Source organism: Furfurilactobacillus curtus, from assembly GCF_054657915.1.
This window is the reverse complement of the sequence record NZ_BAAHXU010000001.1, coordinates 1,920,689-1,936,816: the sequence shown is the minus strand read 5'-3', so window position 1 is coordinate 1,936,816 and position 16,128 is coordinate 1,920,689. Positions and strand designations below refer to the sequence as shown.

Annotated in this window: 18 protein-coding genes and 1 tRNA gene; 5 read left to right on the top strand and 14 right to left on the bottom strand. The window is 44.0% G+C overall.

What is annotated here, in order from left to right; all coding sequences use genetic code 11:
- Positions 1-31: 31 nt before the first annotated feature.
- A complete protein-coding gene (locus tag ACYQ0Y_RS09030; RefSeq protein WP_407884298.1) occupies positions 32-1,366 on the bottom strand; it encodes a C1 family peptidase in 1,335 nt (444 codons plus the stop codon).
- A 179-nt stretch (positions 1,367-1,545) separates the two neighbouring features.
- Between ACYQ0Y_RS09030 and ACYQ0Y_RS09025 the strand changes: the two genes are divergently transcribed.
- From ACYQ0Y_RS09025 to ACYQ0Y_RS09015, 3 genes are read left to right on the top strand one after another with little or no spacing between them, the layout of a single operon-like run.
- Positions 1,546-1,827, top strand: coding sequence for a hypothetical protein (locus ACYQ0Y_RS09025; RefSeq protein ID WP_407884300.1), 282 nt, complete (start codon positions 1,546-1,548; stop codon positions 1,825-1,827).
- A 28-nt stretch (positions 1,828-1,855) separates the two neighbouring features.
- Entirely contained in the window at positions 1,856-2,542 is a 687-nt protein-coding gene (locus tag ACYQ0Y_RS09020; protein ID WP_407884302.1) for a response regulator transcription factor, read from the top strand.
- Complete coding sequence (locus tag ACYQ0Y_RS09015; protein WP_407884303.1) at positions 2,539-3,900, top strand: sensor histidine kinase; 1,362 nt, start codon at positions 2,539-2,541, stop codon at positions 3,898-3,900. The genes ACYQ0Y_RS09020 and ACYQ0Y_RS09015 overlap by 4 nt, the downstream gene beginning before the upstream one ends.
- Positions 3,901-3,994: 94 nt before the next feature.
- Here ACYQ0Y_RS09015 and ACYQ0Y_RS09010 read toward each other — a convergent pair whose 3' ends face one another.
- From ACYQ0Y_RS09010 to ACYQ0Y_RS08970, 9 genes are all read right to left on the bottom strand, one after another.
- Entirely contained in the window at positions 3,995-4,678 is a 684-nt protein-coding gene (locus ACYQ0Y_RS09010) for a 2,3-bisphosphoglycerate-dependent phosphoglycerate mutase (protein WP_407884354.1), read from the bottom strand.
- A 125-nt stretch (positions 4,679-4,803) separates the two neighbouring features.
- A complete protein-coding gene (locus ACYQ0Y_RS09005) occupies positions 4,804-5,892 on the bottom strand; it encodes a LysM peptidoglycan-binding domain-containing protein (protein WP_407884305.1) in 1,089 nt (362 codons plus the stop codon).
- A 466-nt stretch (positions 5,893-6,358) separates the two neighbouring features.
- The gene (locus tag ACYQ0Y_RS09000; RefSeq protein ID WP_407884307.1) at positions 6,359-7,306 is read right to left on the bottom strand and encodes an AEC family transporter; all 948 of its coding nucleotides are present in this window, start codon (positions 7,304-7,306) and stop codon (positions 6,359-6,361) included.
- A gap of 148 nt (positions 7,307-7,454) precedes the next feature.
- A complete protein-coding gene (locus ACYQ0Y_RS08995; RefSeq protein ID WP_407884309.1) occupies positions 7,455-7,850 on the bottom strand; it encodes a DUF956 family protein in 396 nt (131 codons plus the stop codon).
- A 141-nt stretch (positions 7,851-7,991) separates the two neighbouring features.
- Positions 7,992-8,912, bottom strand: a complete 921-nt coding sequence (locus ACYQ0Y_RS08990) for a PTS system mannose/fructose/sorbose family transporter subunit IID (RefSeq protein ID WP_407884311.1) — start codon at positions 8,910-8,912, stop codon at positions 7,992-7,994.
- 21 nt (positions 8,913-8,933) lie between these two features.
- Positions 8,934-9,737, bottom strand: coding sequence for a PTS mannose/fructose/sorbose transporter subunit IIC (locus ACYQ0Y_RS08985; RefSeq protein ID WP_407884313.1), 804 nt, complete (start codon positions 9,735-9,737; stop codon positions 8,934-8,936).
- Positions 9,738-9,767: 30 nt separating this feature from the next.
- Positions 9,768-10,757 (bottom strand): PTS sugar transporter subunit IIB, encoded by a 990-nt coding sequence (locus tag ACYQ0Y_RS08980; protein WP_407884315.1) that lies wholly within the window; start codon positions 10,755-10,757, stop codon positions 9,768-9,770.
- 53 nt (positions 10,758-10,810) lie between these two features.
- Complete coding sequence (locus ACYQ0Y_RS08975) at positions 10,811-11,305, bottom strand: PTS sugar transporter subunit IIB (protein WP_407884317.1); 495 nt, start codon at positions 11,303-11,305, stop codon at positions 10,811-10,813.
- Entirely contained in the window at positions 11,306-11,719 is a 414-nt protein-coding gene (locus ACYQ0Y_RS08970) for a PTS sugar transporter subunit IIA (protein ID WP_407884319.1), read from the bottom strand.
- A gap of 507 nt (positions 11,720-12,226) precedes the next feature.
- Between ACYQ0Y_RS08970 and rpsN the strand changes: the two genes are divergently transcribed.
- A complete protein-coding gene (rpsN, locus tag ACYQ0Y_RS08965) occupies positions 12,227-12,496 on the top strand; it encodes a 30S ribosomal protein S14 (RefSeq protein ID WP_407884321.1) in 270 nt (89 codons plus the stop codon).
- Positions 12,497-12,640: 144 nt separating this feature from the next.
- Here rpsN and ACYQ0Y_RS08960 read toward each other — a convergent pair whose 3' ends face one another.
- The gene (locus ACYQ0Y_RS08960; protein ID WP_407884323.1) at positions 12,641-13,669 is read right to left on the bottom strand and encodes an LCP family protein; all 1,029 of its coding nucleotides are present in this window, start codon (positions 13,667-13,669) and stop codon (positions 12,641-12,643) included.
- A 334-nt stretch (positions 13,670-14,003) separates the two neighbouring features.
- On the opposite strand from ACYQ0Y_RS08960, the gene ACYQ0Y_RS08955 reads away from it, so the two are divergent.
- A complete protein-coding gene (locus tag ACYQ0Y_RS08955; protein WP_407884325.1) occupies positions 14,004-14,453 on the top strand; it encodes a pyridoxamine 5'-phosphate oxidase in 450 nt (149 codons plus the stop codon).
- 49 nt (positions 14,454-14,502) lie between these two features.
- Here the strand turns inward: ACYQ0Y_RS08955 and ACYQ0Y_RS08950 are convergent.
- The 3 genes from ACYQ0Y_RS08950 to ACYQ0Y_RS08940 form a co-directional block, all read right to left on the bottom strand.
- Positions 14,503-14,587, bottom strand: a tRNA-Leu gene (locus ACYQ0Y_RS08950).
- A gap of 276 nt (positions 14,588-14,863) precedes the next feature.
- Positions 14,864-15,340 (bottom strand): SprT family protein, encoded by a 477-nt coding sequence (locus ACYQ0Y_RS08945; RefSeq protein WP_407884327.1) that lies wholly within the window; start codon positions 15,338-15,340, stop codon positions 14,864-14,866.
- A gap of 342 nt (positions 15,341-15,682) precedes the next feature.
- Positions 15,683-16,117 carry a hypothetical protein gene (locus ACYQ0Y_RS08940; RefSeq protein ID WP_407884329.1) on the bottom strand — a complete coding sequence of 145 codons (435 nt, stop codon included), beginning with the start codon at positions 16,115-16,117 and terminating at the stop codon, positions 15,683-15,685.
- Positions 16,118-16,128 lie beyond the last annotated feature (11 nt).

Below are 16,128 nucleotides of genomic sequence, written 5' to 3'. Positions count from 1 at the left end.
ATTTCAAAACTACTGTAAGCGGCTTACTGTTTTAAGCTAAGGCGCCCATTGGATCCCATGGTGCCAGTAATTCAGGGGTTTGTGCTTGTGCCTTCTGTAAAGCTTCTGGCATAAAGGTCTTGTTGACCACAACTTGGTAGCAATAAGCATCCATCCACGCGTCACTCATCACGAAGTAGCCCTTTTCACCAACTTTGTCTCCCCAAGAGTTTTCAACCTTCCATTTAGTTGGTTTACCATCTACCAGGTCAACACCGGTCAAGACCATGGCATGGGTCATCAAACTTTCACCATAGTCCAACCGTTCAGCCTTCGTCATGGCAAAATCAACGTCAAACAATTCGTCTTTGGCGTAAACTTGTAAATCCATAATCCCAGCTTTACGATCAGAACTTTGCCCAACATCACAACCAAACCAAACGCTCTGTCCCGCTTCAAGTTGTGCGATCGCCATCTGCTTAAAGTTAGCCATATCCACGTTTAAATGCTTCACTTGCCGGCCATTAACGACATTGCCAAGCATTTCAACGGTGTAAGTCTTATTGTAAGCTTTATCATCCGTTGGCGCGTTGATCACTGAGACGTATTGGGACAAATCCCAGTTAACATATTTGTCGTAAAAGGCTTTAGGCGTCAATCCTTGATCAATATGGTAAGTCTTATCCTGATCACGATACTCAAAGTCAAACTTCTGCGCGGGCTCACCTAAAGCATAAGCCAAAATCCGGTAAACTTCTTGTAGCTTACGATCTTTAATTTCGTCAATTTCCGCCTGTGTCGCATGATTAGCCACTAACTCACGTAAAGCGATCGCATCTTTACGCAACTTTTTGTTCAGCAACGCATTTAAGTCTGATGATGAAGATGAATTGAACGTCTCTGGCATCACTGACTTCGGCACAACGCCGTATTTTTCGATCACGGCACAAATCATGTCCCACTGCCCACCATCTTGCTGGGGCGTTGCCATCAAAAAGGCTACTTTACGATCATCCAACGGCTGATCCGCCGTGACCAAGACATTTTCGTAAAAGTAATTTGCTTTTTCAAACTTATCCCAGAAATTTGTGTAATTTTGGGACAATTCAAAATCGCCAGGCAAGTTAAAAGTATCCTTCATTGAGTGACGCATCGTATTTAAAGCAGCAAACATCCAGCAACGACCGCTTTGTTTCTGGTTAGCTACATGTCCCGTGTCTAAATCGATGGAAAAAACTGGCGTCAGATCGACATTGGCCGCATTATCTTGGGCGGTGGCTAAGATACCATTATGTTTAATTGACCGTTCAATCACCGCGGCATCTTTGCGATCCGCTAACTCTTCTTGGTACCGCTGAATTTGATCAGCTGTAATTTCACTACTCAAAACCCTCACACTCCTTTTCGTTGTTGGAATTAGTATACGACATTAGAAGTCGCTTAGAAAGCGAATCAGTTCCTAATCTCGTCGCAAATGTTTCTTTCTCCCTTTTTAAGCTAGCCTTATGCTGATCTTTTTATGCTGGTTAAGAATCAAAATCACGTCACACGAATGGAGCGATGCTCATGTTAAAAGATTCAGCCAACCTTATTGCTGCCAAAGTGGTCAGTGCTCATTGTCCACTGATCATCGCTGAAACAGAAACCGGGCAACGTTTTCAATTGCACCTAACCCGTCAGCAAAAACGGGATCCGTTATTTTGGGCAACGATGTTAGATATTTTGCAGGCCGAGATCTGGTTGCCCATCACCAAACATTATCATGAAGTCATCGATAGCGGCTGGCTGCTCCCCCAACCCGCAACTGCGGTCGCATCCGCGGAGATTTTCGACTACAATAAGCGTTAAGAAAGCTTACCTTTAGGAGGGGACCACCATGCAACAGCGCGCACGTGGCTTAATTATTGAAGACGATCATTCTGTTTCAGACGGCATTAAGGAATTGCTGGTTGACCTATTAGATTGTGATCAGGCCTTTGATGGCGAAGAGGGCGAATTTATGGCGACACAAGGGATTTATGATTTAATTATTCTCGACTGGATGTTGCCGTCTGAAAGTGGCTTAGATGTCTTAAAGGCTATTCGTACTCAGCATTTGGACGTCCCTGTTTTATTTTTGACAGCCAAGGACGGCCTTGATGATAAGATTCGTGGGTTTAACTTAGGCGCTGATGATTATTTGACGAAGCCTTTCCATCGTGAGGAACTAATGCTGCGTGTTCGAGCATTAATTAAGCGCACGGGGCACTTTCTGAACGAAAATGTCCTTCGGATGGGCGACATTGAGGTTAATTTGCAAAATCACGCGGTCATTATTCAAGAACAATCCGTCCAGCTAAATGGTAAAGAGTTTGATCTCTTAGTGTACTTCATTCAAAATCAAGGCACCATCGTGACGAAGGATCAAATCTTCGATCGACTTTGGGGGTTTGATTCAGAAACTTCTATCACAGTGGTTGAAGTTTATGTTTCTAATCTCCGAAAGAAATTAAAACCATTCGGTGCTGATCAATACATTAAAACATTGCGAAACGCCGGTTATTTGGTAGGAGTTGAGCCGTGAATAAAAAACAAGCAACACATGCCTTTGGTCGGCAACAATGGTGGCTATTCCTAAGCGAATTAATCAGCTTTGCCTTAATTTTTTTATCACTTGGCACGATTCTTTGGCGGGTCTTTCAGCCCTCGATTTACCAAGGTGTTGACCGCGGTATCCGGGTTCAACGTCAACTACTATTAAACAAACCGGTTACCGGTGGTGCACCAAGCCAAGACGCCTTTCGTGCGATCGCATTTCGAACCTCGATTCTCGTCTTTGATCGCAAAGGAAAATTACTGAATGGCGCTGTCAATACGCCAGCGACACGTCAACAGACCAGTCCCAGCGCTAAGAGCGATTCTAGCAGTTCCGCGCCCAATGGTCAGGATAACTATACGGCTGTTTTACAACAATTGAAGTTAAATAAGGGACATCTAAATGAGCTACACGATGTCCGTATCAATCAGCAAAACAATTTTCGAACGTTGACTTTTTATGTTCCCAAAACAAATTCAAACTTAGCTTACGCTGGCGACTACCTGATGATTGTCACCAATACTGATTCCGAAAAAGCTTCCATCGAAGTCTTCAAACGTGTATTAACGTGGTCCATGCTTATTTTTTGGGTCATTTCGATATTACTTAGCTATGTGCTAGCCCGTTTAAACATGCGACCGATCTTAAGGTCGTGGCAACTTCAACGCGAGTTCGTTGCCAACGCTGCTCACGAATTGCGTACGCCGCTAACGGTTATTCAAAATAAATTGGAATTAATGCTGACCCATCCTAATGATAAAATTATGGACCAAACTGAGCAAATCACCCTTTCATTGTCTGAAGTACGCCGGTTAAATTCTTTAACCAGTGATTTACTCTTACTTGCACGATCAGATTCAAATATGACGCAGATTCGTACAGAAACAGTGCCCATGAAGGCATTCTTAACTGAAGTAAGTCAGCCCTATTCCGAAATTGCTGCCAGTCAAGACAAACAATTCACCGAACAAATCGATCTAGATCGGCGTCTAACGATCGATAAACAGCGCATTCACCAATTAATCGTCATCTTTTTGGATAACGCACTGAAGTACACTGATCCAGGTGACACGGTAACCTTAATGGCACGTGTTGTGGGCACACGCTGGGAGTTACAAATTAAGGATACTGGCATCGGTATTGCTGATGCCGACAAACCACACGTCTTTGACCGTTTCTATCGCGTTGATAAATCTCGTAGCCGGGCAACTGGTGGCAACGGATTAGGCTTATCAATTGCGAAATGGATTGCCGATAGCCACCGGGGCCGTATTAGTATTACCGACAATGTGCCACATGGCACGATTTTCACAATTAGCTTCCCACTCACCCACCCCAAAAATTGAATTTCAATTCAGTCAAAAAGACCTGATTTTTCGTCAATGCGAAAAATCAGGTCTTTTACTTTTTAGCTGAATATTTGCTTGCGCAGTCAGCCATTCATTGGCTTAAAATTTCCTTATTAACAATCTGCATTTTGTGATTAAACGTATAGTGAATTGGCTGGCCATTAGGAACTTCAACTTGGCTAATCGCCTCATCGCTAATCTGCTCTAAATACTTGATCAAGGCTCTTAACGTGCTGCCATGCGCGACCACTAGCTGATTATGACCATCTAACAGATTCGGTACAATTACATCAGTCCAATATGGCTGTAACCGCGCTAACGTCATCGCCAGACTTTCTCCTCGCGTTAATACCGTCGCTGGTAGCTTCGCATATCGACGGTCCTGTTCATGGTCCGGATGGGCTAATAAGGGGGGTACGACGCGAAAGCCTCGACGCCATTGCGCAACTTGCCGCTCTCCGTACACTTGGCGTGTCCAATCTTTATTTTGGCCGCGCAACGCACCATAATGCCGCTCATTGAGACGCCAAGTCTTGTGTTCAGGCAACCACAGTTGGTTACATTCGTCCAAAACTAAATGGGTTGTTTCGATTGCCCGTTGTAGCAATGAAGTATGAACATCCGTAAAAGCAATCCCAGTTTGGGCGACAAGCTTTCCAGCTCGGTGTCCTTGCTCACGGCCACGTGGCGTTAGCGACACATCAGACCAACCTGTATAGATATTATCCCGATTAGCGGTACTTTCACCGTGGCGTAAGATAACTAACTCACTCATCATCCTAATCTTCTCTCTATGTTAATGATACTCATGCAATTGTATCGTAACATGTGAAAAATTTGTTGCAAACAAAAAAGGCCGCATCCATATCGGAACGGCCTTTAAAAATTGATTGATTTGCTTTAGAAATGAATGTAACCAGCTGCTTCGCTAGCAGAAATTGTTCGAGCATGATATGACATTCCACTAAAGTTACCTTCGATGATGTTAACTGTGCCGTTACCGTTAACACTAGTAACGTAAGCCACATGCATGTAACTAAAGTAAGCAACTGAGCCAGCCACTGGGTTGTGATCAACAGCTACGCCACGGGCAGCGGCGTTAGCACCCCAGGCATCCCCATTGCCAAGGTAAGTCCATTCAGAGGCTGGTACGCCAGAAGCTTGTAAGATACCGGCAACAAAGGCTGTACATTGACCTGCTGGATAACCTTGTACACCGCTGAAGAAGCCAGCTTCACCGGCAGCAGCAGCGTTACCGTAAACAGCTGCTGGTGCACTTGGATTAGTCGTTGGTGTTGTTGGAGCTGCATTGCTAGTAGCAGGCGCAGCACTTGGCTGTGCTTGACTAGTTTGTGATGCAGGGGCCTGGCTAGTTTGTGAAACAGGAGCTTGGCTAGCTACTGATGCAGGGGCCTGGCTAGTAGCTTCTGAAGAAGCAGGTGCTTGACTTGCTTGTGATACTGGTGCTTCACTCGCAACTGCACTGGCAGTGCCAGTAGTGTGAATTGTCTGGCCAACTAACAAGAAGTTCTGATTACTAATGTTGCTGTAAGCGGCAAGATCAGCGATAGACACACCAGTCTTTGCACTGATAGCTGACAAAGTGTCACCCGCTTGAACTGTGTAGTCACCATTAGCATCCACCGTAGTGGTTGCTGCAGAAGCCTCACTGGCTGTCGATGTTGCAGCAGCATCAGAGGCAGGCGCAGTGGATGCAGGAGCATCACTGGCCGCAGTAGTAGTTTGGGTGGCAGCTTCATCATTGGCGTCAGGAATAACCAATGACTGACCAACATAAATTAAGTTGGCATTTGAAAGGTGGTTAGCCTTAACAATGGCATCTACCGTTGTGTGGTTCTTTTGAGCAAAGTTCCAAACCGTGTCACCTTTAATTGTTTTGATCGTTGATGCATTTGCAGCGGAAACTCCAGCGAGAACACTGGCAGCACCGGCAGTAGTTAATAAAGCAGTTTTAATTGATTTTTTCACGTTAGTCACTCCTAGTCAATTCATCCCGTGTAACAGGTCGTATGTAACACTCACTGGTGAACATATTAAGCCATTCGTATGACAGGGCGATAGCAGCCATATAACACTTTGTTACGAACGTTACAAAAACATTACTTTTCTTCCTAAAAATACTTAAGAATCCCTTTGTATCAAGGTTTCACAAAGCATAAAGCTCATAAAAAAGTTAAGGATTTCTCAACTTTTATTCATTGGATCGCACCACTTAAGAACGAAGGCTTGTTAATTTTGTCACTTATTTCTCAAGTTTTCCCCGTCTTAACGTTTAATACATCTTTTGTTTTAATGTAACACGCTGTTGTTAATCAGCAATCAATGCCCGATGGGACCGTTCTTTAGCATTTTTTCAGTCACCTATATCTGCAAATATCGGTTGCTCGCCCGTGTCTTACTCTTTGCCACCCAGCTATTGGTTCTTTATCACTCACTACACAACATGTTGAATCACTAGCATCATCATGGGCACGAAAATTAAGGATAACAGAGTCGTTTCCGACACCATAATGGAGGCAAAATCTGCATCAGCGTGATATAGCTTGGCCACCACTGGGGCATTGGTCATCACTGGCATTCCTGCCTGTAAAATAAACACCTGTTTCATTAATAATGGAATATTGGCGGGGATGACCAATGCGAGCATTAACAATGGCGCAAAGATAAACCGACCCGCTAAAACACCCAAACTGCTTCGATTAAGCCGCATATTACGTAGCCCAGCATCAAAAACAGAAACACCGATAAATAACATGGACAAAGGAATTGTCAATCCACCCAAGTAGTTGAACGTTTGGTTGAGAAAATGTGGCAAGCGAATGTCCGCTAACACCAAAGCAACCCCAATTAAGAACCCAATTAGCGGTGCGGAAAAGATTTTTTTAAGCACCCCACTGACTGTTAAATGTCCATGCAACGCTCCGTCACGTTGAATAAACATCACGCCCAGCGTCCAAAAGATAGTGGTATTGGCCATGTAATAGACTAAAACATACGGCAAACTAGCACGGCCAAAAATCGCTAAATTGATGGGCAAACCGACAAAAACTGTATTTGAATTAAAGAACATTGATGTAAACAGGCCTCGACGACTTTCATCAATTTTTAAGACAAACACCAGTGCCCAGGCTAACCCCATTAGAATGAGCATTGATAGAACCGGAAATCGTAAGGCTGGTAAAAATTGGTCAAGCTGCCGCCGAGAAAAATCCTTCGTAATCGAAACAATCATGTACGGTGGTAACGCAACTTGGGTCACCAATTTGGCTAACAATTGTTTGGCAGATTCATCAAACCAGCCTCGCCACGCTAAAACGTAGCCTACCGCGACCATCAAGACGATCATGAACACACCTTGCGCGCTTTCAAAAAATATCGTCATTTTCTCATCTTCTATCTATTTGAGTTCTCGCTCAGTATAACACGCGCATTAACTGTAAAATTCTCAACTAAAATATCAAAAAGGCAACACCACCATGTTTGGTGAAATTGCCTTTTGAATCAAACTTAAACAACATTCAATTTTTTAATTACTTTAACCGTTTTGGCTCAGAATTTCGATGAAACAACCGTTTTAAATTGCGTCGCATCACTTGGAAAAAGGTCAGTGACCGTACAAGATGTTCTGCCGGGACATGCTCGCGAATTGCTCTTAAAACAACTTTGGGTTTTCTAGACGAAAATTTATAAGTGCCATTCTTCTTAGTCCGTAAAGCGTACCGGGGAATCCACCGTCCGCCAAACATCACCGAAGCGATGACGACATCTACTTCATCCCAAGGGATTTGAATGAATTTACTCGTATCCCGATCATTATAAAATTCAAACGCTTTATCACCGATCATGATTTGACCATAGTCACCAACTCCAAGGTAGGACGTCCCGGGTGTCGTCAATTCAACTTTTGCATTTAAGGATTCTACCATGTTACTCTCCTCATTCGATTAGAACTATGGTCATCAAACCATATTCTGTACCGTAAATCAATAGCGGCCGATTCTCACATTCCGTAAGATCCGACCGCTATCTGAAACTAATTCGTACAACAGCGACTGTTCAACTTAAAATTAGAACAATCCGATCACGTGTCCACCAACCCCGACAACGAAAATGCCTAAGATGATGACAATTGGTGAAACTTTCTTCTTCAATAACCACATGCACAAGAAAGTTAACAGTAAAGCCGCTAAGCCTGGAATCAATTGATCTAAGTTATCTTGTAAAGTCGTCACTTTAATGTTTGAAAGTGACAGCCCCTTCCCCAAATTATACTGGGTCAGCGCTTCTTGAATTCCTTTAGGACCTTTAGGCAACTTGTCCCATTCGATGTAAGCTCCTTTTTGTTGCTTAATCTTGGAGACCACCGGAACAAACTTAATGTTAACCCACCGTTCGATCAAGGCACCAATGACAAACATCCCCATCATTGAAGCCCCACGCGTAACTGATTGTAACAAACCACCAGATAAGTCTTCGGTGATTCGCGAACCAGCCCGGTAACCAAATTCTTGGGTGTACCACATAAAGCCCCAACGAATTAAGTTCCAGACGACAAAGAATAAGATTGGACCAAGAATGTTACCGCCTAATGCTAATGAAGCACCAAGCGCCCCAACAATTGGGCGAACCGTGTACCAGAAGACTGGGTCACCAACCCCGGCTAATGGTCCCATCATCCCAACTTTAACCCCTTGGATCGCAACATCATCCACTTCGGCACCGTTAGCCCGTTCTTCTTCCAAAGCTAATGTCACCCCGATAATCGGTGAAGCTAAGTATGGGTGAGTGTTAAAGAATTCCAAGTGTCGCTTGTAGGCAGCAATGCGGTCCTCTTTATTTTTGTACAATTTGTTCAATGCTGGAATTAATGAATAACACCAGCCACCATTTTGCATCCGTTCATAGTTCCACGACCCTTGAATAAAGGTGGAACGCCAAGCAACGTGCAGCCGGTCTCGTTTAGTTAGCGTAATTTTGTTATCAGCCATGTTCGTTTTCCTCCCTTAATCTTAATAATCGTCGAGGATATCGCCGAGTGGATCGCCAGTATTATTACTACCGCCACCCCCGTTATCGGAGTGACCACTGTCCAACTTCAAGTACATCAATGCTAATGAGAGACCTAATGTCCCGATCGCGATTAAAGTTAAGTCAGAAAGTGCAGCAATGACAAACCCAATGGCGAAGAATGGCCAAACTTCACTGGAAGCCATCATGTTGATGACCATGGCGTAACCAACGGCAACCACCATACCACCACCAATGGCCATCCCATCTGATAACCAAGCAGGCATTGCTTCTAGCATACTACGCACTTGACTAGCTGGAATAACTAGCAGTAAGGCAGCTGGAATTGCAATCCGCAATCCTTGTAGACAGATACAGACAATTTGCCAGAAATTGATCGATCGATAATTACCCTTTTCAGCAGCCGCATCCATCAAGTGAACAATTGCCACTGTAATCGTCCGAACAATCATCGTTAAGAATAAACCAGCAACGGCCAACGGAATTGCAATCGCAATCGCAGAACCGACACCTTTAGTACCTTGACCACCTTGAACCAAAATAATAGCAGATGCAACGGATGCTAAGGCAGCATCAGGAGCGACAGCCGCACCAATGTTGGCCCAGCCAAGCGCGATCATTTGTAATGAACCACCTAAAATTAACCCAGCAGCCAAGTGACCCGTAACTAACCCGATTAGCGTACAGGCAATGACAGGCTGATGGAATTCAAATTCATCCAAGATCCCTTCCATGCCGGCAAGGAATGCAACGAAAACAACTAAAATCATCGAAATAGCAGACATCTGAGAATCCTCCTTTTCTATGTGAACGCTTTATGCGTTATTTCCGAGGGCTTTGCGTGCCTTTTCGACGATTTCATCCATATTAGAGGAAGAATCATCTGGCACTTTACGAACGTCAAACTTCACACCGTCCGCCTTAAGCTTGTCAAAGGTTTCGATATCTTCCTTCCCCAATGACAGAACATTAGAAACAGCAACTTTACCAGCTGAGTGAGCCATTGAACCAATGTTTAGCGTCTTGATGTCAGCGCCACCTTCAATTGCTCGTAAAGCATCCTCTGGTGTTTCAAATAAAACCAAGGCTTTGGTTGCTCCGAAACGAGGATCCTTAGTGATTTCAATAAACTTGTCGATTGGAATCACATTTGCTTTCACACCAGGCGGTGTCGCCTCAACGATCATATTCTTTCGTAATGCATCTTTTGCCACATTATCAGAAGCAACAATGATCCGATCGGGGTTAACGGAACGCGTCCATGCAGTGGCAACTTGCCCGTGCAATAGACGGGAGTCAACCCGCGCCAATACGAACTTAATATGTCCATCGCCTAAGACTGTTCCTGGAGCGATGGCAGCTTTTGGTTGATTGTCATCAGTTGAAGCAGCAGGTGCTGCTGGTACCAATGACTCAGGCTTGGCCTTGACCCCATCCTTAGCCGTTTCGATGATGTGTGCCGCAATTTCTTGCGCCGAATCCATCGTCATTCGAGAACCATAAGCCTCAATCACCATCGGCAAATTCATCCCGGTGACAATTGCCCAAGTATCTTTATGTTCCTCAAAGAGGTTGCTGGCCTGATTAAATGGTGTTCCACCCCAAAGATCGATTAACAATAGCACCTGACTTGGATCGTCAAAACTGGCTACTGCTTTTTCAAATTTGGCATGAACATCATCTGGGCCTTCGCTTGGCAGTAAGGTGACTGTTTGAACATTGTCCTGCTTGCCGAAAATCATTTCACCAGATTGGTAAATGCCTTCAGCAAAGCCACCATGACTGGCTAAGATAATACCTACCATGAGTGTCCCTCCTAAAAATATAATTTGATACCATTAGTTAGTGTGATGATGTATTAGAAGCCATGTTGTTCGAGGAGAGCCATTAAATCCTGTGCGTGGTCTCCGGGCACTTTACGAACTTCCAAAGTAATCCCATCATCATGCAGTTGGTGGAAAGTCTGTGCATCATTCTTACCCACTGCAATTGCATCAGTGATCATTGTTTTGCCATCTGTAAAGCTCAGGCTACCAATGTTAACTGATGCCAATTTGACACCGCTATTTACCGCTCGCAACACGTCTTGTGGTGTTTCAAACAGTAGAAAGGCATGCACGTCATCGAATCGCTCATCAGAATAAATCTCAGCGAGTTTATCGACAGTAATCACATTGACTTTTACCCCTGGCGGTGCCGCCTGAGTAATCAATGTCTTCCGTAAATTATCGTGCGCCACGCCATCAGAAACGACCATAATCCGATTTGGAGCGATGGCTTTTGTCCAAACAGTGGCCACTTGACCATGCAGCAAACGTGAGTCAATGCGTGCTAAGCGGATTTCCATCGTCATTTATTCAGCCCCCTGCTCTAACGAATGTTGATCTAGGTGCTTCACACCAGCCTTAGCAATCTCCTCTAAATGTGGAATAACCGTTTCAAGGGGCTGGTTGCGAACTGTGTAAGCCTCAATTAACATCGCCAAATTCAGACCTGTAATTAGGGCCATTCGTTCCGGCTGTTTGGTAACTAGCCGACTAGTGATGTTAAACGGAGAGCCACCCCACAAATCTACAAGAAACAAAATTTCATCGTCCGCATCGAAACCATCTACGACAGTTTCGAACTTACGCTGTAACTCATCGGGCCCCTCATCAGGTGAAAATGAAACCGCCGCGACTTTTTCTTGCTTACCGAAAATCATATCAGCGGATTCCTTAATTCCCTCAGCGAAGCCGCCATGGCTGGCTAGCACGATAGCGAGCATTGCATCAACCTCCTTTCGCTTGGTCGTTATTCAAAAGTCGTTCATTAATTGCTGACTTATTGACGACTCGGGGATAAGTGTATCATAGCGCAAGTTAACTGCCAAAAAAAGCGCTTCCAGAAAATAATGAAAAATTTTTTGATACTTTAAAAAATGGCCGGATTATAATTGGCAATTAACTCTTCAGCACGTGATTAGCATAGCCTAGTGAAGCGCTTACATCAAGTAAAAAATCGTTGAGCCACTGTGCTTTCGTTTAAAATGGACTAGACAGGTTGATAGAAAGGCATTTTTATGTCATAAAAATTGATCAACTTTTTTGTCTCAATACTCATTCAGAGAAAATCTTTTTCTTAACTTTACTGAAATCCTAGGCGAGCCAAGTCAGCAACTTACAAAACATGGTGAATTTTGGGCCAGTTCTCTTTCTTTTTGTAAGTTGATTTGGTATACTAAATGGTAACTATTACTCTTTGCAACAAAAACTATCATAAAGGAGTCGTGTAAATGGCTAAAAAATCCAAGATCATTAAAGAACAACGTATTGAAGCAACCGTGGCAAAATATGCAGAAAAGCGGGCGACTTTAAAAGCAGCAAAAGATTATGCTGGATTAGCAGCACTGCCTAAAAATGCCTCACCTGTTAGAATTCACCGACGTGACCAAATCGACGGTCGGCCACATGCCTACTTACGTCGCTTTGGGCTCTCACGTCTTAATTTCCGTCAGCTTGCCTTACAAGGCAAAATTCCTGGTGTTCGCAAAGCAAGTTGGTAAGGTCACTTTATACGTAATGAACACCACCAACTCAAATTGTCCGTCAACGCTAATTAACAACCAAAAATGCCAATTTCCTTCTAGACGTTTCTAGAAGGAAATTGGCATTTTTGCTTAATCAACTGTTCATCTAATTCTTTTCAATCATTCATCCGTTTTCGCACTTAAATCAAGACTTGTTCTCAACTCATTGGTCACCCGTTGCTTTTCGCTATGGCCGACAACTTCAAAAGATTGTCCGTTAATCATCTGGCCTTGGCCTTGCATATGGTCGCTACTGATATTTTTAGTTGCTGATCGATAATTCTGAGCTAGCTTAACTAAATCCGAATTTGTCAAATCGGTTTGCGATTGTGAGGAAATCGAATTCAAGAAGCTCGAATTCAGGACCGTTTGGACAGCAATTGATTTCCGGAATAAAGCTTCCACAACCAATCGTTGGCGCGTTTGGCGCCCATAATCTCCTTGTGGATCGTCATAGCGCATCCGCGAAAATTTCAAGGCAGTTGCCCCATTCATATGATAGGTTTGTCCTTTTTCAAAGGTACTCCCCTCATAAGAGAAAGACAGCGGTGATGTCACCGTTACACCACCCACTTCGTTGATGGCCTTTTCTAACCCCCCCATATTTAACAGGGCGTAGTAATCAATAGGCACATTTAGTAAATTTTGAACGGTTTTAATCGTCGTGCCAACGCCACCATAAGCATAGGCCGCGTTAATTTTAGCTGGTGATTCATCTGGATAACCAGCAATATCAGTCATCGTATCCCGTGGCAAACTGACCAGCAACATCTTTTTGGTTTGCGGGTTAATCGTCGCAATCATGATTGTATCGGTTCGTCCCTTATAAGAACGTCCCAGAGCCCCTGTATCAGTTCCTAAAAATAGAATTGAAATAGGTTTTTTTGAATTCAAAACTGCCTTTGTGTCACGCGCTTTGGTAATGCCGGCCGACTTATATGCTTTACTCGTGGCCGAATTAATATTGTGATAGGCAACTGCGCCAAAACCGACAATCACGAGCAACAAGAGAATAATGATCCCCCAAAACCAACGCCATGGATGCCAACGCCGTGTGCCGTGTTGTTTCGGCTGCTTTGGTCCTTGTTGATTTGCGCTTCGGCGTTGCATGCGCGAATCCATATTGTTCTCATTTGGCTGGTTCTTCATCTCATGATCCCCCACGATAATTAACGATTTTGTTTTTTAAACTTCAATTTATTGTAAACCATCAGGCAAACTTTCACATCTCTTATTCTAGACTGAAGCTTTTCTTAAAGGTTGCATTCACCAGCATCGGCTCGACAAAGACCTCAAAGCGAAACAAGCTGAGTGACTTTGAATACTAGCGGAAGCTGACTGGTTGACGTTTTCTGCCAATTAGGCGGCCTTGAGGCACAGACATCAAGCTGGTGTAGCTGGGCAAAAATGGTAAACAACTGGTAAAGTTTGCCAACTTTCATTAGAATTGACTCAATTAAACCAGATTGTGAGGAATTTTACGATGTCGAACCCCTTAGACCAACTCCAACAGGTTTACCAAACGACAAATACGATCGCGTTGGCCACTTCATTTCATAACGAAGCCGACGTTAAAGTCATCAACTTCGTGTGGTTTTCCGACGAACCAACAACGATGTACTTTTCTTCCGTTCGCGGTAGCCATGCCCTTAATTTATATGCTGAACACGCCAATGCATCATTGACAACAATTCCATTTACCGGAACACCAAACAATCCGTTTATCCGCGCCCACGACGTGCACATCGCACCATCAAGCAAAACAATGGCAGACTTGCTTCCTCGTTATCTTGAATTAATTCCTAACTATCAACAAGTGTGGGATGCCATTGGCCCTACATTAGCGGTATATGAAATTCACTTTCAACAACTACATGTCGATCCAGGTCTCGGTCAACCAAAATTCGATCTTGATTTTACTGCAATAAATTAGCAAAACACCAAAAAAGCAGCTTCACCTGAAAACAGGAAGCTGCTTTTTATGCGGCCACCGAGACTTGAACTCGGATGATCGAAGGGATCACAAGATCCTTAATCTTGCGCGTCTGCCAATTCCGCCATGGCCGCATCAACAAGAAAGATTCTATCAAACATTCTCATTGAAGGCAACGGTTGATTTTAATTTGCTGGCAGCGACCTTTAATTAGGTTGCCCACTTAGAGCTGTGGCAAATTGGACTTTTACAGTGTTGTTCACTGTCGATCAGCTTCTAGTACTGTCAGGACCACACCTCGCTCAATCGTAAGATTCTAACCACTCAAACTTTACCCCCACGTTTAAATCAGGGTAAGAACACTTCATTCAATCAGGCGTGATGACTTCGTAAAATTTCAGTTTATTTTGCTACCCAACTTCGCGAACCAACTCGTCTAGCTGGAGACGGCCACCGCAATAACCACAAGCATACCGTTCAAGATTAACCCGCCGATGCCGAATAAATTGGCGGCCACATTTCTGACAATGATAATAATACTGCCGCCCAGAGTGCTTAGATTTCACCGATTGCTTGGGCGTCGGTGCGTAGCGGGAGCCACCAACTTGCGCCAGCAACTGCTTAAATTCATGACTACGATGTTGGTAGGGTAACCCTGCCAACGCAAGGTGATAATGGACTAACTCATGACGAATGACGCCAATCAAAGTTTCTCGATCAAAATCATTAATCATTCGCGGATTGATATCGATATGATGGTCTACTAAATGATAACGGCCACCAGTTGACCGCAAGCGGGCATTAAAAATAGCCTGATGTTTAAATGGACGACCAAAATCCTGCAGAGAAATTTCTTCTACTAGTGCTTGCAAAGCTTCATTTGTCATCTACCTCTCCTTTCCTGAATAGACACAGTGTAATTTTCGCAACTTAATGGTCAATGTAAGATCTGAATTTCATTGCCAATCTAACTCGACCAAAATGCAAGCGTGAGACTTAACACCGAATTGAGAGCGAGCACTAGCGAAAAAGTGAGCATCTTCCTTACTTTGGAAGGTGCTCACTTTATTGCTAGGCACAGCTCTCAGGCGTTTGCCGCACGTTTTGACCATGGCGACGTGGTGCACAAAAGCAACAAATCGCAACGCCTTTTATAAGTCATGGCCCAAACTCACCCGCTAATCAGATCTGATTAAGACATACGCAAGTTGACATCATTTTGACGTTAATTACGCTTGCGTTTGCATTAAAGTTTGCACCAACCGAATAATCCGGTTCATCGCCTCAGTCTGGTCCGTCTCAGCTTGGTCGAATTGTATTTGATCAACTTGATGACTACCCAAATTAACACTATCAGTCATGGCCTGACAAGCAGTGACATAGGTCGTGTAGGCTGTCACTAGACTCCGATGTTTTCCTAAAAAACGAGCCGGCGCTTGCAATTGCTGGAGTCGCTCCTGGAGGCTGCGATAGCGCTCCGTCCCATCTTGAAATTCGGCCTTGATATCCGCCAGATTCGCCGCGTCAATCTGATCCAAATGTGCTTGATCAAGCGCTTCACGTAACTTCGTATAATAAGGCTCTAGTCCTTGTTGAATCGTTTGTGTTTCTTCGATCACCTGCGAAAGCGTTCGCGCAAATGCTATCATTAAATTCTTTTTCAAAAGTCTTACTC